Raw genomic sequence first — 21,984 nt, 5'->3', positions numbered from 1 at the left:
CCTATTTATATTATGCTTTTATAACGTACAATCTACGCACCTTGGAATTGAGGCATGTCATCATGAGAGTCAGGATCGTCTAAGGTACCTTTCAAATCATTATCAACCATAGCACATACAGATGCATCGGACCAAACGTTTTCGGCCGTTTCAATCATGTCGATAATTGTATAGATTGGTAAGATAATACCAAGCAAACCGATTGGCGCACCAATGGAACTCATCAAGGACAATGTTAAGAAGTAACAGCCCATTGGAACACCAGCATTACCAATCGCAGCAAGAACAGCAATGAATAACCAAGCAATCATGGTACCCATAGTTAATTCAATACCTGCATTTTGCATTACAAATAAGGATGTTACAAGGATGAAAGCTGCGCAACCATTCATATTAATAGTTGTACAAATTGGTAACACGAAACGCGCTACAGAAGGATGGGCTTTCAAATTGTCTTCTGCAGAGGCCAATGTAACAGGCAATGTAGCAGCAGAAGATTTCGTGAACAATGCAACAGCTACGGCTGGAGACATTTTGCGGAATACATCGAGAGGGTTTAAACCACGGAATAACAAGAACAATGGAATTACAATAAAGAATTGAATCAAGTTGCCGCCGATTACAACAGCTGTATATTTACCTAATGCACCAACAATGACCCCTGCTTCGATTTGTGCAGATAATTGACCTGCAAAAGCAAGGATACCGATTGGTAAAACGTAAAGTAAACCTCTAATCAATGTGAATAGTAATTCTTGTAAACCAAATAACACCTTCAATACTGCTTCACGACCTTCTGTACGAGGCATGAAAGCAAAAGCTAAACCAACAGAAGCAGAAATGAACATAACGGACAATACGTTACCTTCTAAATACGGTTTCAAAATATTGTTAGGAATAACGGATAAGAAATGATCATAATATGTTACGTGACCTAATTTTTCAGGTACTTGCGCTGCACCGGCACCGATTACATCAAATGGTAAGTTACCTGGCGCAATCCAAAGGAATAAACCAAGACCAACAGCGGCTGCACAAATTGTTGTTAACAATGTATAGGTGACAGCATGACCAAAGATACGGCCTGTATCCTTCTTAGCACCCAACATGGACAATGTAGTAATAACCGCTAGTGATACAGTAGGTATTGCAATAAATTGGAATAAATGCGTAAATACTGCAGCAATGAAATTAAATAAATCATTAAGAACTGGAATATGTTGCCATCCTAAGATAGCGCCGATGATGAGCGCACCCATCCATAATATAAATTGACGTAATTTACCTTGACCACGACTTTTCAAGGTAATCTCTTGCGCTAAGGCATCAACATTTTTATTATTTTGATCTGCCATAAAAACACCTCTCAACTAATAAAACTACTAGAGACCAATAAAGAAACCCCAGCCCTAGGGGCTGGGATAATTAATCACATCCGAGTCTCTTCATAAAACCCATTATAAAAATATGTTTTAGAATTGTCAATTACAATACTTGAATATATTGTAATATGTTCAAGTATTGTTCCAAATTATATATACAAACTCTGCCCAACTCTAATGATACATATCTATATCTACAGTAATCATTCGAGTTCGCTCTGGGTTAAACATAAAGTAAATGACTCTAGGCTGATCTTGATCAAAATTATGATAAACAACATATACTACATATTTCTCAGCTGATACTCGAGTACTATAATAAAAATCTTCGTTGGGATCATCACCGACACTTTGTCTACCGTCAATTAACCAGGGAAATAATTTCCAATTTTGTCGTCGAATGGTAATAATCTCATAATAATTGCTTACATCACTAACCAATACATTTTTATCTTTTGGATATGTAAACGAATTAAGTACTTCAACTGTAGTATCTTTGTCCCTGCCATTTATAAACGAATACCAAGCATTAGATTTAACCGTTTCCTCATACCTTGAAATCGTAGCTTTATCACCATCTAATACTAAACAGCTTTGATTCCCTCCATTACTTAGATTGATAAAACACAGCCCGTGTCCCATCATTACTGATCAAAAGTTCCACGAAATGAGGTCTTTTAGTATTCCCATCGTCTACAAAGACATATAGTCTATGATTTTCAGTAGAATTATATGTGTACTTCACCACTTTTTTCGTTTCTTTTCGAGGAGCAAAGCGTAACCACTCTATAAAACTCCGTTGTGGTAAGTTTAGAGGTTCTTCCTCGATGCTCTCTATAATGTTATAGCTATTGGGATGAGATATAAAACGCTTTTTCTCCCCAGTGTCTAAATCACGCAATACACCATCCGCATCAATTTGCGCTTGATACACAGTGTGTTCCTTAGCAATCTCCTCATACTGTGCAATAACTGTAGGATTTCCTTCTAATACAGTATATCTTGTAGGATATGCATTTGCCCACGCTAAGCTATCGCCAGATGCAGAGGCCTTTGAAATACCTTCAGGAAGGTTCTTAGGACGCTTTAGACCTTCCGGCAACCCGTCATCATTTGGCCAACCTCGTTGCCAGTCCATAGTACTAAACTCAAATCCATCGGTTTGTTCAAGAGTCGTTTGAGTATCATACTTAAGCCAATCCGCAACAAGTCCTGCTAAACATAAATTAAATATAATAAATACGCAGCAAATCAATTTAATATGTGTTTTTTCAGATAAAGCATGTTTCTTATACCAGTCATATTGTAGTACTAAAAGCAATACTATTGCTACGCCAAATACAATATATGTTATAGGTGCTATATTAAATAGCATTGCCACAATAAATAGCATAATTATATATGCAGTTAATAGGCCATAAAATATGCGAACCAAAACGCTCTCCCTATACTTCTATGACTACAACATTTTCTTATATAGCACTTCTATATCGTTACGACTTACTTCAGCTACTGTATTAGCAATATTTCCTGTAGCTACAACGTATACATTATCCACGAGCCATGGAATGTCTTTTTTCGTAAATCCTAATTCTGTAAGGTTTGTAGTAAGGTCTAGGTCATGTACGATTAGGCGTAATGCTTCACCCAGCTTAGAACCATCACCATGGTTGAATATACGTGCCAATGAGTTGAATTTTTCAGAGTTAGCACTCCATGTGTATTCCACTACAACAGGTTCAATAACTGCAAGACCAACACCATGGGTAATATCTTTAAGGCCACTAGCAGGGTGTTCCATACCATGACCAAGTGTGACGCCTGCTGTATTGATAACCATACCGCCAATGGTGCTAGCCAATGTAACGGACTCCCATGCTTTTGTTAATTGTTTTTTGTTAAGTACAGCTTCTTGACCATTCGCAATCGCTTTCACATGTTTATATAGAGGTACAAGATATTGTGCTAGTAATGTTACTGCATAATGAGCTAGTGCATCGGTGAAAGGTTGCGCCGTTTTAGAGGTATAGGCCTCAATATTATGGCACAATGCATCGAAACCAACAGATGCCAACACATGAGGAGGCATAGTCCCCATTACAGCAGGGTCCACGATAGATACCTTAGGCACGATGGCATTACAGCGTAAAGATTTCTTATCCCCTGTTTCAGGATTAGTAAGAACACCAAAACCGTTGCCTTCAGAACCTGTGCCACAAGTGGTTGGAATCACAATAAGCGGTAACGCATTATCACTCGTTTTACGGTTAAAGATATAATCATTAATGTCGCCGTCATTCACAGCCATAAAAGCAATGCCCTTTGCACAATCCATAATGGATCCACCGCCGATGGCAATAACCATATCACAGCTTTCAGATTTAGCTAACGCAGCGCCGTCTAAGGCAGTCGTAGTCAATGGATTGGCATCCACTTGATCAAAGAGAACATGTTCAATATGGGCCGCATCAAGCTTAGCTACTACGCGGTCATATAAACCAGATTTTTTAGCACTAGTACGACCAGTTACAATAAGTGCTTTCTTGCCATATGGTGCAGCAAAACCAGCAACATTATCTACTTTATTCCAACCGAATTGAATGTTTACAGGTAAAAAATAAGAGAATTCCATGTGATAACCTCTTTTCTTTGAAAACTAGTTCTTAGTGTTATTGTAAAGGATATTTACAAGCATGTAAAACCTCATAGGGCTTTCACCAGAAAACAGGTATACTAATAATAAGAGGTGGGTATTTATATTTATAGAGGGAGAGAACATCTATGAAATTTGCTGTTAAACATGTATGGTCTTCGCTGCGGGACCTAGCAACGCAGTCGCCTATATTACTGGCATTAATTGCCATATTTTCATGTACACCGTTGTATATTGAACAAGATTGGTTTGCCGAAATCGATATTAAGCTATACTCACTGTATTTCTTTATCGTTATATTACAAAGCTATATAACAAGGACTCGAAAGTTTTCCATTTTATATACCTTAGTAAGTATCGGAATCAGCGTTGGCCTTTATATGATTCACGAAAGCTACGAATATGTGCGAGGTATTGAACTGGCTACGGAAAATATATCGTACCTATGGCTATACTCCATGATTGCCTTGTATTTCACATCGCCTGGTGAACACTACATCGGTGAAATCATTAACCGCATCAAACGGATTGGCATCACCCTTGTTACGTCTACTCTATATAACATTGTTATCATCATGAGTTTATGGTTCTTCTTCATCATCGTGGACCAACCATTCAACTTTGAAGAAACCATTTTTAAGGTACTCGCATCCATTAATATATTCATTTGTCTATCTATGGTATGTTCTTACAAAGAAGATCCCGCAGGTCCTCCGGCACCAAACTCATTTTTTACTGTTGTATTCGGCATCATCTTACCTAAGGCATCCATTATTACAGGCATTCTAGCTAATATCTATTTGGTCTTGATTCTGTTAGGGCTTCGAGAGGATACGCGTTTCTTCTACACCTATTATCCGTATGTAGCCATTTTCTACCTATTCTACTTGGCTAGCTTTAGATCTAGTGAAAGTAGCAGAACACAGCAAATCCTATGCTTCTTGTTCATTACACTAACTACACTGTGCTTAGTTCTTATCGGTAAACGTGTGATTAATGAACCAATTCTCTGGCTCAATACGATTTACGTGAGTGCATTCAATTTAATCTTCTTAGTACACAATGTATACTCTCTTGTGAAAGGTTTAAAACCTTCTGTACACACAACCGTTATGGCTCTTGCCTTAGGTGCTGTTCTCTTGACACCATTCATAGGCTATACAACGTATCGTGAATTTGTGACCTATACTAAAGTTGATGGAGAATGGCATGCAAGCCTACCAATAACATCTACTTTTGATCCTAACTTCACGGACTACGGCACACCATATGTACCTGTAGATGATTTAAAACTGCCAGATACCAACCCAATAAACGGCAGACGCATCGAGTATATTAATTTTGATGCTTTGTCTGTACCAAAGGTTATTTCGATTGCAGGATACGATAAATACATTGAAAACATCGAGTTAATTGTATACGAACAAGATCTTAAAGAATACCAAGTAGAGTCTGCCAACTTCGACTCCATCTCCTTCAATTTCCTCAACAAAGGCCTTGATTTAGAGGTATCTCTACCAAATGGAGTAACAGAGGTGCATCATATTTATGATAAGTTCCTTACAGTCGATAAAACAGCTGTCGATCCTATCATTATAGAAGGCAATGGATATAAGCTATTGATTACGTCGTACTTCATAAACCAATTCGATACGCGTAAACTTAAATTTAATGTACTTTATAATTAAGCATATAATACAATATAGTAATAATTACAACATCATATATAATATGACAAAAGCAGTACCCCGGAAAGGGTACTGCTTTTATTCATCGATCTAACTTGACTAGAATATGTTGGGCAAAGTCTTGGGCCGCTTTAAAATCGTCTTCATTTGGGTGTACTGCAGCTTGTTTGTGACGTGCATCGCGATCAGCAGATTGACCGTGGCTATGCCCTTTCGGGAACATCTTGTACATCATTTCGATAACCTTAGGATCTACCTTACCTTGGCAGATGAAAGTTCCTACAGGCTCTACGCCATCGGGTAAACAATTGGCTGCATTAATTAAGCTCTCCTTAGCATGTGCCATTTGTGGTGGAACACCAGCTGTAGCAAACAGAGCAATATGAGGGTTATGTAATGTGCCTAGTACATCACGGGCCTCTTTATTAGCTGTCCCTTTATCAACCCAAAATCCGGCAAACACCAGATCATAGGATGCCATATCTGAGGGTAGTTCCGACATAGATACACATGGTGTGTCCGCTGGCAATACTCTGGCAATGGTCTCTGCCACTTGTTTTGTATTTCCCGTAAGGGACGAATATATAACGATAGATTTCATAGCTAACCTCCTATTGTAAAGCTATATTTATTATAAATCATATAGTATCTATCTATAATAAAATTAATCACAAACTACATCGATAAATTTAATCTAACCACATTGATAAATTTAAAAAAGTCAATATTGAATATATAGATTTTTTTCGCTATAATCATTACATAATGTATTTAATAAATAAGAAAACTACCATATATTGTAGTTTTCTTATTTTTCTGATTAGAACTAGTTTAAAAGAGTACATCTGATTTACGCTAGCTCTATAGATGATTTTACATAGATTTACAATGTAAGGGGAACCATAATGGAGATTATGATCAAGAAACGGGATGGCCATTTTGAACCGCTATCCGTTGAAAAAACGAAACGCATGATTGCCTTCGCATGTTTGGGGTTAGATTCTTGTGATCCACTAGAATTGGAAATGGATGCGAAGTTACAATTCGTTGATGGCATGACAACTAAAGAAATTCAAAAAACGTTAGTACAAACAGCTATCGAAAAGGTTATCGCTAAAAAAGACGACGGTTTCGGCAACCAAGTTAATAAAATGAACCAAGATTGGCAGTTTGTTGCAGCTCGCCTCTTCTTGTTCGATCTCTATAAAGAAGCAGCTATCACTCGTCGTTATAAAGCATTCGGTTATGGCAACTTCCCAAATCTTGTACATATGCTTGTAGAAGAGAAAAAATACGCTGACTTCTTCGTTACAGAATATACAGCTGACGAATTGCAAGAGTTAGGCGATTACATCAAACCTAAGCGCGACTACCTCTTCAACTATGAAGGTCTTAAATTATTGGCTGACCGTTACTTGGTAAAAGGCTTCAACAAAGAAATCTTTGAATTGCCACAAGAACGCTTCATGGCTATAGCAATGCACTTGGCATTGGTAGAGGGAGAAAACAAAGTAGAATACGCTAAAAAATTCTACGATTTGATGAGCCAGTTAAAAATGACAACAGCTACACCTACATTGGCAAATGCAGGTACACCATTCCATCAGTTGTCCTCTTGCTTTATCTCTGGTGTAGATGATAACTTATGGTCCATTTACGACGTAAACAGCAAGTTCTCCCGCGTATCTAAACACGGTGGTGCTCTTGGTATCTATCTTGGTAAAGTTCGCGCATTGAACTCCGACATCCGCGGTTTCAAAAACTCCTCTGGTGGCGTTATTCCTTGGATTCGTTTGTACAACGATACAGCTGTTGCAGTAGACCAATTGGGTAAACGTAAAGGCGGCGCCACAGTAACACTTGATATTTGGCACAAAGACTTCTACGAATTCGTAGAACTTCGTACTAACAATGGTGACGACCGTCGTAAAGCACACGATATCTTCCCTGCTATCTCTGTTCCAAACATCTTCATGGAACGCATGATTGCTCGTGAAAACTTCACCCTCTTCGACCCTCATGAAATCTTGGCTGTAAAAGGCTATGCTCTAGAGGACTTCTACGACACAGACGATAACAAAGAGTTCACAAAACGTTACCTTGAATGTGAACAAGATCCAAACTTGCACGGCATCGAAGTACCAGCACTAGACATGATGAAAAAAATCATGCGCTCTGCTGTTGAAACTGGTACACCATTCATCTTCTTCCGCGACACTGTAAACGCTGCCAACCCTAACAAACATGCAGGTATGATTTACGCATCTAACTTGTGCCACGAAATCGCACAAAACGTTGGCTTCACAAACCTTGCTGAAGAAATCATCAACGAAGACGGCACCATCACTACGAAAACAAATACAGGCGACATGGTTACATGTAACTTGAACTCCATTAGCCTTGGCCGTATTATTGACGAAGAGTTAGAAGAAAACATTGCCCTTCAAATTCGTATGCTAGACAATGTTATCTCTATCAATCAAGCACCAGTACCAGAATCTCGCATGACGTCTGATAAATACCGTGCTATTGGTCTTGGTACTTCTGGTTACCACCACTACCTTGTAAACCACGATATCCAATGGGAATCTGATGAACACATCGAAGCAGCGGACAAACTATTTGAAAACATTGCATACTATGCCATCAAAGCTTCCATGGAATTGGCGAAAGAAAAAGGTGCATACCCTGCATTCAAAGGTTCCGAATGGGAAACTGGTGAATACTTCACGCGTCGTGGCTACACATCCGATCGTTGGAAACAATTGGCTGTAGATGTTGCAAAATACGGCATCCGCAATGGTTACTTGATGGCCGTAGCTCCTACAGGTTCTACTTCCAACATTGCGAACACAACGGCTGGTATCGACCCCATCTTCAAAAAATTCTTCATCGAAGAGAAGAAAGGTTCTTTCACTCCAAAAACTGCACCAGATTTGAACGATAAAACTTTCTGGCTCTACAAAGAGGCGCATACAATCGACCAACAATGGTCCATCAAAGCTTGTGGCGTACGTCAACGTCATATTGACCAAGCACAATCTTTCAACTTGTATATCACACCTCAAATGAAAGCAAAAGAAATTCTAGACCTTTACGTTGAGGCATACAAACAAGGGATTAAAACAATCTACTACATCCGTAACCAATCCCTTGAAATGGATGAGTGCACTAGCTGCTCTTCATAGAAACAGAGTAATCTTCACAGATAATATAAAGGAGTCCACTATGGATAAAAAACTAATTTTCAACGAACATGGTGAACGTGGCACGCAATCTATGATTGGTGGCAACACCACAAACCTTCGCGAATGGAACCGTATCAAGTACGATTGGGCGAACCAAATGTACCGTACAATGCTCAACAACTTCTGGATTCCTGAAGAGATTTCCTTGAATGAAGACGTTAAGCAATTCCCATACTTAACAGATTACGAACGCCGTGCATTCGACAAAATTATTGCATTCTTGAACTTCCTTGATTCTATTCAATCTGAAAACTTGCCTAACTTGAGCCGTTATATTACAGCATCTGAAGTGGCATCTTTATTGAATATACAAGCATTCCAAGAAGAAATTCACGCTCAAAGTTATTCCTACATTTTGGACACTGTAACAAATCCTATTACACGTGACAAAATTTATGACGAATGGCGTACAGATAAAACATTACTTGAACGTAATCGATTCATCGCCGATGCATACCAACGTTTCAGTGATGATCCTAGCGAAGCAAACCTCATTCACACAATCATCGCTAACTATATCTTAGAAGGTATTTACTTCTACTCTGGTTTTAGCTTCTTCTACACATTGGCACGCCAAGGTAAAATGACAGCTACATCCACTATTTTCAAATACATCAACCGAGACGAAGTAACTCATCTTGTATTGTTCCAAAACATCATCCGCGAATTACGTCGTGAACGCCCTGACTTGTTCACGCCTGAACTGGAAGCGAAAATCACTGACATGATTCGCCAAGGTGCAGAAAATGAAATCGCTTGGGGTCAATACATCACTGATGATAAAATCCTCGGCCTTAACAACGTTCTTATTGAACGCTACATCAAATACCTTGCCAATATCCGTTTAGAAGCAATCGGCTTGCCTCATCTATATCCTGAAATCAAGGACAATCCAATGGAATGGATTGAAAGCTTCTCCAACTTAAACAGCACAAAAACTGATTTCTTCGAAGCAAAAGTTACAAACTATACAAAAGCAGCAGCATTTGATTTTGATGATTTAGAATAGATAAAACTTACATATAAATAAAAGGAGTGCTTTCACAACAAATCTGTGAAAACACTCCTTTTTATAGTCCCCAACGCCACCCTCATCAAAATAGTTGACACATGGTAATACATTATAAAAAATAACCATACATTTATACGCAATAAGGGCCTACACGATACATATCATCAACGCCCCGTACATGTAATGGAATATCATCTTTTTACGAATTAAGCAATCGTGGCTTTGTATCCACCCTATCTTGATTACCAACTTATACTTAATACTCTATTAAATCAACCGTCCAATTAGTTGACTGTAGTAAATTATCTAATGTACGAATCTCCTTAGATATTGTATCTGCTGTTTTTTGTAATTCACTAACATTTACAGTTGCTATCATTTTGATTTCCGATCCACGAGCACGATAATTAATCGCACTCGCACTATCTGCTAAGGCACGATATGCAGAAAGTCGCATAATAGCTCCTTCTTTCTCTGCTATAATTTGTGTTAAAGAGCGCCCTTCAACAATAGTTGCACAGTTAGTAAGATTAATATCTTTAATGAGTTGTTGAAGTCTTGCAATTGCCGCTTCTAGTTCTTGCATCAACACTGCAGGGTCTTCATTAGGCTTTTCCCCTTCTTGTACCAAACTATTTTGATTCAAACGGCCTCGCAAATCGCTAATTTTTTTATTTAAATCAGCTCGTTCTTGTAATGCTTCTGCAAGTTTCATGGTTGTACCTCCCGCGAATATCAATCAATACATATCTTTATCTTGATTATATTTCTAATAACACTAAACTGGAATATTATAAGTGTTTCCGCATCATCACATGTGGACAGCCTTCATCAAGGTATTCTTCCCCTTCTGCTTTATATCCAAGGGATTCGTAAAATGGTTTTGCCTGTACTTGCGCCGACAAGGAGCAGGTCTTAAATCCATCGCGACGGATTCCATTTTCAGCAGCGAGCATAATTTTTGAGCCTAAGTTTTGACCTCGATATAATTTGCGTACTGCCATACGACCAATATGAGCATCCCCTTCTATATCGCTGGGGAAAAATCTACAAGTACCAACAGCTTTTCCATCTATATATAAAAGCACGAATTTTGCATTTTCATCAATTTCATCAAATTCATTCTCGAAACCTTGTTCTTTCATAAACACATCTGTACGAATTTGTTTAATATCATCGTTAATTGTATTTAAAATTTGAATAATCATAACTCTCCTTACCAATTATGTTCTATAACGTTATATTGCTAGCATTTTCTCCCTTTAATTTTACCATGGGTATAAAGGCAAAGGAATATTAAAACAACTTTTTTCTATAGAATTTTGTAATTTTTTGAAAAAAATACTTGCATAAAATTCTCAAATGGGTTTATACTGTACACATCAAATTTAGAAAGGAGCAACAATAAGATGACTAACCAAATTAGCACAGTAGCAAAACAATACTTTTATTGGTTCTTTATCCAACGTACGGGTAAGGAACTATTTGAGCTACGCTAATTTAGAAATCATCAATCGTTGCTTAGAATAGTAAAAGGGTTACCCGTATTAGAATACGGGTAGCCCTTTTTTATTTGCTATCCCGTATGGTTGGCCCCACTATTCGCATTGTTATTTGAGGAGGACTTATTATGATTATCACGTTAAAAACAACAGCTACAGAAGCAGAGGTAACAAAATTACGCAATGAATTAGAAGCGAAAGGTCTTGTTATCCATCCAGTAGAAGGGGCCCACTATAATATCTTAGGTCTTATCGGCGATACAGCATCCCTTGATTCCCGTCAAATTGAATCCCTTGATTTCGTAGATAAAGTAACACGTATTCAAGAACCTTTCAAAAAAGCAAACCGTAAATTCCACCCAGAAGATTCCGTTATCAATGTAGGCGGTGCACTTATCGGTGGCGGTCACTTCGCTGTAATGGCTGGTCCTTGCTCCGTGGAAACACCAGAACAAGTTCTCGCATCTTGCCAAGCATGTAAAGATGCAGGTGCTACAATCCTTCGTGGTGGCGCTTTCAAACCTCGTACATCCCCATACTCCTTCCAAGGTATGGGCCCTGAAGGTTTAAAACTTTTAGAATTAGCAAAAAAAGAAACTGGTCTTCCTATCGTATCCGAAGTTATGGATGTTTCCCAATTACAATACTTCGACAATGTAGATATGCTTCAAATCGGTGCTCGTAACATGCAAAACTTCACACTTTTAAAAGAAGTGGGCAAATTGAAAAAACCTGTATTGTTGAAACGTGGTCTATCCGCTACATACGAAGAATGGTTGATGGCTGCTGAATACATCATGTCCGAAGGCAATGATCAAATCGTATTATGCGAACGTGGTATTCGTACATTCGAACCTAAAACACGTAATACATTAGATGTAACAGCAATCCCTATGATGCACGAACTATCTCACTTGCCAATCATCATGGATCCTAGCCATGCTGCAGGCATGAGCCGTATGGTTCGCCCACTTTCCCTTGCATCCGTAGGGGGCGGTGCAGATGGCCTTATGATCGAAGTTCACAATGATCCATCCAAAGCATTATGCGATGGCCCTCAAGCATTACGCCCAGATCAATTCACTAGCCTTATGAAAGAAGTATTCGCATTGCGTAAAGCATTAGTAGAATGCACTAAATAATCTTAAATATCACACAAATAAGCTAGTATCCGTTATAATAGATACTAGCTTATTCTTTTAAGAAAGGAATTATTATGACTCGCATCCATATTAACGCATCCACGCCGTATGACGTCGTCATCGAAAACGGTGCTTTACAACGCATCAGCGATTATATAAAACCATTAAAACCAAATTGTCGTGTTATCATCGTCAGCGACAGCAATGTAGCACCGCACTATTTGAGTTCTGTGAAAGCTAATATGGAGCATGCGGGTTATACTGTTTGTGATTATGTATTCCCTGCTGGTGAAAGCTCTAAAAATGCCCACCAACTCATCGATTTAGTGGAATATATGGCAACTCAATCGTTAACACGCAAGGACCTTCTCATCGCGCTTGGCGGTGGTGTTGTAGGCGATATGGCAGGCTTTGCAGCGGCTACCTATTTGCGTGGCATTGACTATGTACAGGTACCTACCTCCCTATTAGCGGCGGTAGACTCCTCTGTAGGCGGTAAAACAGCTGTCAATCTTGAAGCAGGTAAAAACCTGTGGGGTGCTTTCAAACAACCCATTCTTGTCCTCTGTGATCCGGAAACGCTTAATACATTGCCAGACATGGAATGGAAAAATGGGTGCGGCGAAATCATCAAATATGGTTTCCTTGATGTACCAGGTTTATTAACTCAGCTAGAAAATAAGCCCTTGATAACACACCGCGATAGCGTTAGTGCTGTCATTGCGCGATGCGTACAAGCAAAGGCGGATATCGTAGAGCAAGACGAACGCGAATCTGGTGTTCGCGCCCTCTTAAACCTAGGCCACACCTTTGGTCACGGCATCGAAAAAGCGAGTCACTTTGAGGTTCATCATGGTTATGCGGTTGCTATTGGAATGGTACTCATGGCACAGGGTGCGGTAAAACATGGAGAACTAGATATTGAGGCTCTAGATAAGTTAAAATCCCTCATCGAAGCCCATCATTTACCAACTACAACGACTGTAACAAAGGAAGAAATCCTAGCAGCTGCTAAGCACGATAAGAAAAGCGAAGGCGCCACTATTAAAATTATAGTACCAACAAGCTATGGCCATAGCGAACTTAAGGTTGTTACCCACGAAGAACTTGCCACCTATTTAGACTAAGACGTAAAAGGAGATTTCTATGCATTCCGTAACGAACGCCATTCCTACAGGAACGATTGCGTCCATCCCAGCAAAGGCACATGCACATCGCGCATTAATTTGTGCTGCCCTTGCTAACTCTCCATCTACTATACTACTAAGCCGTACCTCTAAAGACATCGATGCTACTATGGACTCCTTGCGAGGCTTAGGTGCTCACGTAGTATATGAAAATAAAGTTGTCACTGTTACACCAGGTCCTGTCCCAGCAAAAGGCAATGTAGTACCTCACGAATCAGGCACTACATTACGTCTCTTATTACCTGTAGCTGCATCCATCTGTAACGATGTAAACGTAGATGCCAAAGGTCGTTTACCAGATCGCCCTCTCGAACCTATGCTCAGTGAAATGAAAGCGCATGGCGTAACATTCTCCCAAGATAAACCGCCATTTACTATGACAGGTCGTCTCCAAGGCGGTAATTTCTCCATGGTAGGTGATGTAAGCAGCCAATTCTTCTCTGGATTATTGTTGGCAGCCCCTCAAATCGGCCTATCTACTATCACGGCTACTACCCCACTACAATCTAGTGATTATGTAACATTAACGACAGAAACCATGCGTGATTTTGGCGTGGAGGTAGAGCATACGTTACCTGATACAAACATCAACGAGGCTTTCACAGTCCCATTTGGTGCGTCCTTTATCGGCCGTGATAATTACCAAATCGAAGGTGACTGGTCTAATGCAGCAATTTGGATGGTGGCAGCCGGTATGACGGGCAAACCAATTACGATTACAGGCATGAACAAAAATTCTGTACAAGCTGACCGCCGCATCATGCAGGTTATGATTGATGCTGGTTGTGATGTTGTATGGGATGGCATGAATATAACGGTCACAGGTCGTGCTTCCAAGCCAATCCATGCAGACCTTGAGCAAATGCCGGATATGTTGCCTGTTATGGCCGCCCTTGCTTGCTCTATTTCTGGTGAAAGCTCCTTTATTAAGGGTGCTCGCCTACGCTTAAAAGAATCCGATCGTCTCATAGCTGTTGCTAATCTCGTAAGAGACTTAGGCGGTACAGTGCGTGAAGAAGGCGATGACCTATATATCATCGGTAATGGTATACTTAAAGGCGGTCAAGGTGATTGCGTAAATGACCATCGCCTCGTTATGGCCGGCACATTGATGGCCCTCATCAGTGAAAATCCTGTTACCTTAAAAGATAGCGAAGCTATCACAAAATCCTATCCAGATTTCTTCGAGGACTGGAACTTATTAGGAGGTGATGCTCATGGCATCTAATTTCGGTAAAACTATACAAGTATCTACCTTTGGCGCCTCTCATGGATACGCTATCGGCGGTATTGTTGAAGGTCTACCTTGTGGACATACCATCGATATCGATGAGTTAAAAGCCTTTTTAAAGCGCCGTGCGCCAGGACAAAATCAATTAACAACACAGCGTAAGGAAGCCGATACACCTGAATTTTTAGCAGGTTTGGTGGACGGCATGCTCAGTGGTTCCCCATTGGCATTTATGATCCGCAACACATCTCAACACTCTAGCGATTATAACAACTTACGCGATATCCCTCGCCCATCTCATGCAGATTTTACAGCTCGTATACGCTACGGTGATAAGGTAGATATGCGCGGTGGCGGCCATTTTTCAGCGCGCCTTACAGCTCCGCTTTGCGTAGCTGGTGGCATCGCTCTACAACTATTACGTGAAAAAGGCATTGAAATCCACGGCCATTTAAAACAAGTGGGAACCATCCAAGATGCTCATATCAACATGGTCCATCCAGATATGAAAGCATTAGCTAGCATCGCTACAGAACCAATTGCTATGGTTGATCCACAAAAACGTAACGAAGTAGAAACCCTTGTTATGGACCTCAAAAAAGATGGGGACTCTACAGGTGGTATAGTTGAAGTCATTGCTACAGGTCTACCAATTGGCCTTGGCAACCCAAACTTTGACGGTATCGAAAACCGCTTAGCTCGCGTAATCTTTGGGGTGCCCGCCATTAAAGGCGTATCCTTTGGCGGTGGCTTCGATATGTGTGCACAACTGGGTTCCGAAGTGAATGATGCTTTCACCATGGACGGCGACAAGATTACAACCACAACTAATAATAGCGGTGGTATTCAAGGTGGTATAACTAACGGCTTGCCCCTCGTTATGCAAGTGGGCATCAAACCAACACCATCCATTTATAAAGAACAACATTCTGTGTCACTTTCACAAAAAGAGGACACATTGCTCACAATCCAAGGTCGTCACGACCCATGTGTAGCGCTTCGTGCAGTACCTGTAATCGAAGCTGTTACGGCCCTTGTTATTCTTGATTTCTTAGGAGATATTGACCATGAACTTAGATGAAGTACGCGTTAAAATTAACGATATAAACGACCAAATGCTCGCCCTCTTCAAAGAGCGCATGGAACTCTCCAAGGATGTCGCGGCAGCCAAAAAAGAAATGAACAAGGCTATTTACGATGCCAAACGGGAACGAGATATCCTCGATAAAGTAACTCGAGATGCAGGCCCAGACCTCGACCTATACGCACGCCGTTTCTTTGAAGCCTTATTCAGCTTGAGCCGGACCTATCAGTCTGAACAATTGTTCCAAGATAATGAGTTCACTGTTAAAATGAAAAAGGCTATTGAGCAGTCCCCTACATTACCTCCACAACGTGGTAGCGTAGCTTGTGCTGGCGTCTTCGGTAGTAATGCGCAAGTGGCGTGCGATAAATTATTACCACTCAGCCAAATTCACTATGTAACAGGATTCCGTGCTGTATTTGATGCGGTAGAATCCGGTGAATGTCAATTTGGTGTATTGCCTATCGAAAATAGCTCCAATGGCTCTGTAAAAGAAGTATACGACCTATTAGAAGAGCGTAAATGCTATATCGTGCGCGGTACGCGCCTTTGGATTTCTCACGATTTACTCGTGAAAAAAGGCACAAAACTAGAAGATATTCACACTATCATCTCCCACCCTCAAGCGTTGGGCCAATGCAGTCACTTCCTAGAAAAATTAGAAGGCGTAGAATTGCGCTCCTTCGATAACACGGCTCGTGCAGCCCAGCTCGTAGCGGCTAGTGACGACCCAGGTGTGGCAGCTATTGCAGCTCCTCAATGTGCCGACTTATATAATTTATCTCCATTAATGCGCAATATCCAAAATAGCGATAACAACTATACGCGCTTTATCTGCATCAGCAAGGACTTCCATGTATACCCAGGGGCTAATAAAATCTCCGTAGTAACTACAGCAAGCCATGCTCCAGGTGGCCTTGGTACATTACTTACCAAGTTTGCAAACATCGGTGTCAACCTTACAAAACTCGAGTCTCGCCCGATTGTAGGCCATAACTTTGAGTTCTTGTTCTACCTCGACTTAGAGGCATCTCTAGCAGATCCTAAGGTATTATCCGTTCTAGCAGAGCTACACACATCACAAGATAAGTTCCGCTTACTCGGCAATTACCCTGAAAACTAATATACTTATATGTACTAGTCCCTATAAGAACATATATAGTACAATACATATAGTTATAAAACTTCAATGGCTAATAGGTACCAGCCTATTAGCCATTCTATGTATATTGACCTAGGAGGTCCTATGAAATTTGGTTTACTTGGCCGTACGTTGGGCCATAGCTTCTCCCCTCGCATTCACAGTGCATTAGGAAATACAAATTATGAATTATTTGAACGCGAACCGAGCCAATTGCAAGAGTTCTTCGCAGATCCAGAATTGCAAGGTATCAATATCACTATCCCTTACAAGGTAAATGCCCTTGAAGCTTGTGATGTTGTAGATCCACGGGCAGAACGCATTGGCTGTGTAAATACGATGGTTCGCAAGGATGGCAAATGGCACGGTTATAATACAGACTATGATGGTTTCGTATTTACCCTACAACATGCAGGCATCGATGTAGCTGGCAAGGAATGTATCATTCTTGGCGATGGCGCATCCTCCGCTACCGTTCACGTAGCTCTTGAAGACTTAGGAGCTAAGAACATAGTTCATCTCTCTCGTAAGACCGCACCATTCTATGGTGATACTCCTAATTACTATGAAACAGCACAGATTATTATTAACTGCACACCTATCGGGATGTATCCTCATAATCCAGCTAATCTCATCGATATTACACAATTTTCCAAATTGGAAGGCGTTGTAGACCTCATCTATAATCCACGCCGTACAATTTTGCTGTTACAAGCAGAAATGATGGAAATTCCTCATTGTGATGGCTTGCCATTCCTTGTGGCTCAAGGTGTTGAGGCGGCTAATCATTTCCACGGTGAAAGCTTTGGTACAAAGGAAATTGAACAAATCTTGCGCGATATGCGCCGTGAAAAGGAAAACATTATCCTCATCGGCATGCCTGGTGTAGGAAAAACTACAGTCGGTAAAGCGCTCGGTGAAGAAATGGGCCGTACCTGCATTGACGTGGATCATGAGTTAGAAAAAGAAATTGGAGACATTTCCACATACATTACAGAACAAGGGGAACCAGCATTCCGTGAAAAAGAAGCGGAAATGATTGCGAAACTGGGCACTCAAACAGGTCTTGTTATCTCCACTGGTGGCGGCTGTGTAACAGTGCCTAAAAACTACGCACACTTACGCCAAAATGGTCGTATCTACCAATTAACCCAACCTATAGAAAATTTATCTACATCCGGTCGGGTTCTCTCTAGTGGTGGTATCGAACGCTTACGCGAACTCGAAGAAATTCGTACACCAATGTATGAAAGCTTTGCACAATCCATCGTGGAACACCATCGCAATGCACCAGAAACAGTAGCGGCTATTCTAGAAGACTTCGAAACTAATTTACTCTAAAAAATTATTCATCTGTATTTCTAGATAAAACTAAAACTCATATCTTAACTTCATAGATATAGTACTAAAAGCAGTAGTTATCCCTAAGATAACTACTGCTTTTTTATATTCGCTATGTTTTATATGTATTTGTAAAAATTCACGCTTGCAATTACAATGTAATTACAAATAGAGTTGAGTAACTTAAATACTTTTAATATAAAATCAACAACATGACCAAAGTGTTATAGTCATAATCCAAAAGAATATTAGGAGAGATACTATGAAAACCGTAAACCTACAAGTCCGCATCAACGAAGATCTAAAACAAGAGGTATCTAGCATATTAAAAGCACAAGGCCTATCCTACACCTCCATGCTTGACGCACTATTTCGTCAAATTATCAAAGAACGTCGCATTCCTTTCGCCATTGCATTACCAACAACATCTACAGATGAAACACCAACGCCAAGTACACTCAACAATGACGGCACCTACGAACAACCCCGAATCACATTAAAGGCATCAGATACTACTAGCTCGTACGGAACATCAACCACAAACGAGGTTGAAATATCCTTTGATAAAATTGATAAAACAGGCATACTCAATATCCGTATAAACCCTAAAATTAAAACACTAACAACAGCTATCTTGAAAGAAATGGGTTTAACTATATCATTGTTGATTACACTTATCTCTAAACAAATACAATTTTCAAAAGCAATTCCTAAGTCAGTAAACAAACCTATCGCTTGTGACTCCATGAATGCAGACTTTCTTACTGACGAAGAAATCGATCAACTACTGGAATTGTCATATGCAGATATAGAACAAGGTAATGTAACGCCTTTAGAAGATGTTATTTCTGAATTAAAGAAAGAAGGTCTTCTCTTATGATACATAAGATTTTACTGTCTAAAATCGCTAAGAAAGACCTAAAAAATATACTATTATCTTTAAAGAAAAAAACAGAAGATTTAAACCTTATTATTCAGCATCAGTCAGAAATTATTGATAATGCATTCTCGCTTGATATTTTTCCAGAAAGATACCCTTTATATCACGGAAAGTATAATAAGCAAAATTTACGAAAAATGGTCACAAAACATTATATTATCTTATACTCTATAAGAAATAAAACTGTAATAATTAATAAAATATTAGCGCAAGGTATGAATATATAAAAAAGTCGGCGAGAGCCGACTTTTTTAATGCACTTTTACCCGTTTATGTTGTTGTTCATCAAATACACCATCTACATCAAGAGTATCTAAGATACGTTTTAGTTCATGTACATCAATTTGACCTGGTGCCGATGCTTTGCCCGCTGAAGCAAAGGTCATAGCATTGCCAAATAAAGCTCCTGAAGCACGTGTAATAGCCCCCAATGGCCCCATGGCCATCGTAATGATTGGGTCAGATGGATATAAGGATTTCACCTCAGACGTCGCTTCAAGAAGTGTTAATACATCACCTGTTGTATGAGGCATAACGGCTATCTTTGGCACATCCGCTAAAAATCCTTTCATTTGAATGAGTCGATTTACAATAACATCTCTACTTGGTGTACCATTAAAATCATGATTGCTCATGACGATTGTTACACCATGAACCTTGGCAAATTCTATGGTTTTGACCATTCTATCTTGATCAAAGAATAACTCAATATCAATAGCATCTACCAAGCCCGTTGGGATAAGGCGTTCTAACATTGTAAAGTAATCTTGTGAGGAGATAGATTTCTCGCCCCCCTCACCCTTCGTGCGCCACGTAAACAGCAGCCCACGACCTTTTAATTGAGGTTTCATGAGCATCAATAGTTCAATAATAGCATCAATGGAATGAGCTCGTTCGTAATAGTCAATGCGTAGCTCCACCACATCACAAGGTGTACTGCATGCCACCGCAGTAGCATCTAGAATTTCTTTTACCGTTGTGCCCACAATAGGCACGCATATCTTTGTACCCTTTTCTCCAAGTACAGTTTGACCGATACGGACCATAACAACTCCTTTGCATCTCATACGAAACAAATGATTCCCTTAATACTATCTATGACTCATCATAGTATTATTCATGTTTTTTAGATAATTTTCTAGACTGAAAGCCCATATATAACAATAACAATCCAGTAATACTAAATACGTAGGATATGCCCACATAGGTCGATACAATACTAGCAAATACAGGCCCTACCATAGAACCAAATTGTTGAGCTGTCGTCGTCATACCAAACATACGACCTCTAAAGCTTGGATCTGTATTAAGGGTTACTGCTGCACTCAAGGATGGGTTAATGCCTACAATGCATGAACCAATTAGAACCTGTAAAACACCAAACCACCATATACCCACTGGTAAGCTTTGCAGCAATAGAACGATACCACTACCCATCATACAGTAGGAAATGGTCTTAAAATAACCACGACGTTCACCAAGGCGAACCCATAGATTAGTCGTTAAGGAGCCTGCTAAACCGCCGATACTGAGGATTGTACCAGAGATTATAGCCGCCCCTTCCATGGTGCCTTGCATATCCCCTACATAAAGGGCCAAAATAGGCTGTAGCATCATGATGACACATTGCATAAAGAAGAAAATCCCAAGCAACCGTACTAGTACAGGTTGTTGTTGAACGGCCTTAAAGTCTTCACGTAAGGATGTAGATTTAGTAGGTTGAGCCGGCTGTTCTTTTCCATCAGTACCTACAGCATGTAATTTTGGTTCTTTCACAAAGAACAATACAGCCAATGTCGCAATAAGTACAGCAACACCAGATACATAAAATACAGGACGCATCCCTACTACACTTTCAACAGCACCACCTAAGAATGGACCGATGACATTCCCCAAGATAAGCCCTGTCTGGAAGATACCTAAAGCTCGACCAACCTGTTTCTCATCGACACTGAGGGATACCATAGTCATTGCCGCGGGATAAAACCCATTGGCAAATCCAACGAGGGCCCGCCCCATGAGTAGTTGATATTGGTCTGTAACTAAACCAATTAATACATAACAGACAGCAATGCCAAAGCCAGCGCGCAAGGCCATCCGTTTTTTCCCTTTATTATCGGCGATTTTTCCCCAAATTGGAGCCATAATGCCCGCAATGAGGAATGTAATCCCAAAGACAAGGCCCGACCAAAGGGCTACATCGGCTTTTGGGACACCTAATTCCAAGAGATATATAGGCAAAAAAGGAATAATCATGGTGTAGCATATAGCTAATACAGTCATGGCAGCCGTAATAATCCATACATTGCGCATGCCACCACGAGTATCATCTGCGATTGTACTCATCTTTCGCCTTCTTTCCACATATAAAAGTGTATAAAAATATGCTTTTACAAAATTATATAAAGAAGAGTCGCATATAAAACGCGACTC

20 protein-coding genes are annotated in these 21,984 nt (G+C 40.0%); 11 read left to right on the top strand and 9 right to left on the bottom strand.

Translation table 11 applies throughout. The annotated features are described in order from the left end of the window. Positions 1 to 32: 32 nt before the first annotated feature. The 4 genes from VAHSUH02_RS01435 to VAHSUH02_RS01420 form a co-directional block, all read right to left on the bottom strand. A complete protein-coding gene (locus tag VAHSUH02_RS01435; RefSeq protein ID WP_005384057.1) occupies positions 33 to 1,355 on the bottom strand; it encodes a dicarboxylate/amino acid:cation symporter in 1,323 nt (440 codons plus the stop codon). Between the two features lie 201 nt (positions 1,356 to 1,556). Beyond that, positions 1,557 to 2,027, bottom strand: a complete 471-nt coding sequence (locus VAHSUH02_RS01430; RefSeq protein ID WP_005384058.1) for a hypothetical protein — start codon at positions 2,025 to 2,027, stop codon at positions 1,557 to 1,559. Then, complete coding sequence (locus tag VAHSUH02_RS01425; RefSeq protein ID WP_038148955.1) at positions 1,990 to 2,817, bottom strand: hypothetical protein; 828 nt, start codon at positions 2,815 to 2,817, stop codon at positions 1,990 to 1,992. The genes VAHSUH02_RS01430 and VAHSUH02_RS01425 overlap by 38 nt, the downstream gene beginning before the upstream one ends. Before the next feature lie 24 nt (positions 2,818 to 2,841). Continuing rightward, positions 2,842 to 4,014: an iron-containing alcohol dehydrogenase gene (locus tag VAHSUH02_RS01420; RefSeq protein WP_005384062.1), complete on the bottom strand. Its 1,173-nt coding sequence runs from the start codon at positions 4,012 to 4,014 to the stop codon at positions 2,842 to 2,844. Positions 4,015 to 4,163: 149 nt separating this feature from the next. Here VAHSUH02_RS01420 and VAHSUH02_RS01415 point away from each other — a divergent pair, with 149 nt between their 5' ends. Next, positions 4,164 to 5,723, top strand: a complete 1,560-nt coding sequence (locus VAHSUH02_RS01415) for a hypothetical protein (protein WP_005384063.1) — start codon at positions 4,164 to 4,166, stop codon at positions 5,721 to 5,723. Between the two features lie 82 nt (positions 5,724 to 5,805). On the opposite strand, the gene VAHSUH02_RS01410 is transcribed toward VAHSUH02_RS01415, so the two are convergent. Further along, the gene (locus VAHSUH02_RS01410) at positions 5,806 to 6,324 is read right to left on the bottom strand and encodes a flavodoxin family protein (protein ID WP_005384064.1); all 519 of its coding nucleotides are present in this window, start codon (positions 6,322 to 6,324) and stop codon (positions 5,806 to 5,808) included. 304 nt (positions 6,325 to 6,628) lie between these two features. On the opposite strand from VAHSUH02_RS01410, the gene VAHSUH02_RS01405 reads away from it, so the two are divergent. Beyond that, a complete protein-coding gene (locus VAHSUH02_RS01405) occupies positions 6,629 to 8,911 on the top strand; it encodes a ribonucleoside-diphosphate reductase subunit alpha (protein WP_005384065.1) in 2,283 nt (760 codons plus the stop codon). 40 nt (positions 8,912 to 8,951) lie between these two features. Further along, entirely contained in the window at positions 8,952 to 9,980 is a 1,029-nt protein-coding gene (locus tag VAHSUH02_RS01400; RefSeq protein WP_005375612.1) for a ribonucleotide-diphosphate reductase subunit beta, read from the top strand. A 259-nt stretch (positions 9,981 to 10,239) separates the two neighbouring features. Here the strand turns inward: VAHSUH02_RS01400 and VAHSUH02_RS01395 are convergent, their stop codons facing one another. Both VAHSUH02_RS01395 and VAHSUH02_RS01390 read right to left on the bottom strand, forming a co-directional pair. Next, positions 10,240 to 10,698: a DIP1984 family protein gene (locus VAHSUH02_RS01395; RefSeq protein WP_005384068.1), complete on the bottom strand. Its 459-nt coding sequence runs from the start codon at positions 10,696 to 10,698 to the stop codon at positions 10,240 to 10,242. Positions 10,699 to 10,774: 76 nt separating this feature from the next. Continuing rightward, entirely contained in the window at positions 10,775 to 11,191 is a 417-nt protein-coding gene (locus VAHSUH02_RS01390) for a GNAT family N-acetyltransferase (protein WP_005377465.1), read from the bottom strand. A 422-nt stretch (positions 11,192 to 11,613) separates the two neighbouring features. Between VAHSUH02_RS01390 and aroF the strand changes: the two genes are divergently transcribed. From aroF to VAHSUH02_RS01350, 8 genes are all read left to right on the top strand, one after another. Further along, a complete protein-coding gene (gene aroF, locus VAHSUH02_RS01385) occupies positions 11,614 to 12,627 on the top strand; it encodes a 3-deoxy-7-phosphoheptulonate synthase (protein WP_005384070.1) in 1,014 nt (337 codons plus the stop codon). Between the two features lie 74 nt (positions 12,628 to 12,701). Continuing rightward, on the top strand, positions 12,702 to 13,754 hold the full coding sequence (aroB, locus tag VAHSUH02_RS01380; RefSeq protein ID WP_005384071.1) for a 3-dehydroquinate synthase: 1,053 nt from the start codon (positions 12,702 to 12,704) through the stop codon (positions 13,752 to 13,754). A 19-nt stretch (positions 13,755 to 13,773) separates the two neighbouring features. Further along, complete coding sequence (gene aroA, locus VAHSUH02_RS01375; protein WP_005384073.1) at positions 13,774 to 15,042, top strand: 3-phosphoshikimate 1-carboxyvinyltransferase; 1,269 nt, start codon at positions 13,774 to 13,776, stop codon at positions 15,040 to 15,042. Further along, positions 15,032 to 16,126, top strand: coding sequence for a chorismate synthase (gene aroC, locus VAHSUH02_RS01370; protein WP_005384074.1), 1,095 nt, complete (start codon positions 15,032 to 15,034; stop codon positions 16,124 to 16,126). The genes aroA and aroC overlap by 11 nt, the downstream gene beginning before the upstream one ends. Then, entirely contained in the window at positions 16,113 to 17,252 is a 1,140-nt protein-coding gene (locus tag VAHSUH02_RS01365; RefSeq protein WP_005384076.1) for a bifunctional chorismate mutase/prephenate dehydratase, read from the top strand. The genes aroC and VAHSUH02_RS01365 overlap by 14 nt, the downstream gene beginning before the upstream one ends. Before the next feature lie 123 nt (positions 17,253 to 17,375). Next, a complete protein-coding gene (locus VAHSUH02_RS01360; RefSeq protein ID WP_038148956.1) occupies positions 17,376 to 18,611 on the top strand; it encodes a shikimate kinase in 1,236 nt (411 codons plus the stop codon). Between the two features lie 262 nt (positions 18,612 to 18,873). Then, positions 18,874 to 19,491 (top strand): type II toxin-antitoxin system RelB/DinJ family antitoxin, encoded by a 618-nt coding sequence (locus VAHSUH02_RS01355; protein WP_005384080.1) that lies wholly within the window; start codon positions 18,874 to 18,876, stop codon positions 19,489 to 19,491. Continuing rightward, positions 19,488 to 19,778, top strand: coding sequence for a type II toxin-antitoxin system RelE/ParE family toxin (locus tag VAHSUH02_RS01350; protein WP_005384082.1), 291 nt, complete (start codon positions 19,488 to 19,490; stop codon positions 19,776 to 19,778). Before VAHSUH02_RS01355 ends, VAHSUH02_RS01350 begins: the two co-directional genes overlap by 4 nt. 24 nt (positions 19,779 to 19,802) lie before the next feature. Here VAHSUH02_RS01350 and aroD read toward each other — a convergent pair whose 3' ends face one another. Together aroD and VAHSUH02_RS01340 are read right to left on the bottom strand one after the other, a co-directional pair. Continuing rightward, positions 19,803 to 20,597: a type I 3-dehydroquinate dehydratase gene (gene aroD / locus VAHSUH02_RS01345; protein ID WP_038148957.1), complete on the bottom strand. Its 795-nt coding sequence runs from the start codon at positions 20,595 to 20,597 to the stop codon at positions 19,803 to 19,805. A gap of 67 nt (positions 20,598 to 20,664) precedes the next feature. Next, on the bottom strand, positions 20,665 to 21,897 hold the full coding sequence (locus VAHSUH02_RS01340; protein ID WP_005384086.1) for an MFS transporter: 1,233 nt from the start codon (positions 21,895 to 21,897) through the stop codon (positions 20,665 to 20,667). Between the last annotated feature and the right edge of the window lie 87 nt (positions 21,898 to 21,984).

The sequence above is a fragment of the Veillonella atypica KON genome, assembly GCF_002959915.1.
Classification (GTDB): domain Bacteria; phylum Bacillota; class Negativicutes; order Veillonellales; family Veillonellaceae; genus Veillonella; species Veillonella atypica.
Note: the sequence above shows the minus strand (reverse complement) of the source record. Positions and strands in the feature narration are given on the sequence as shown.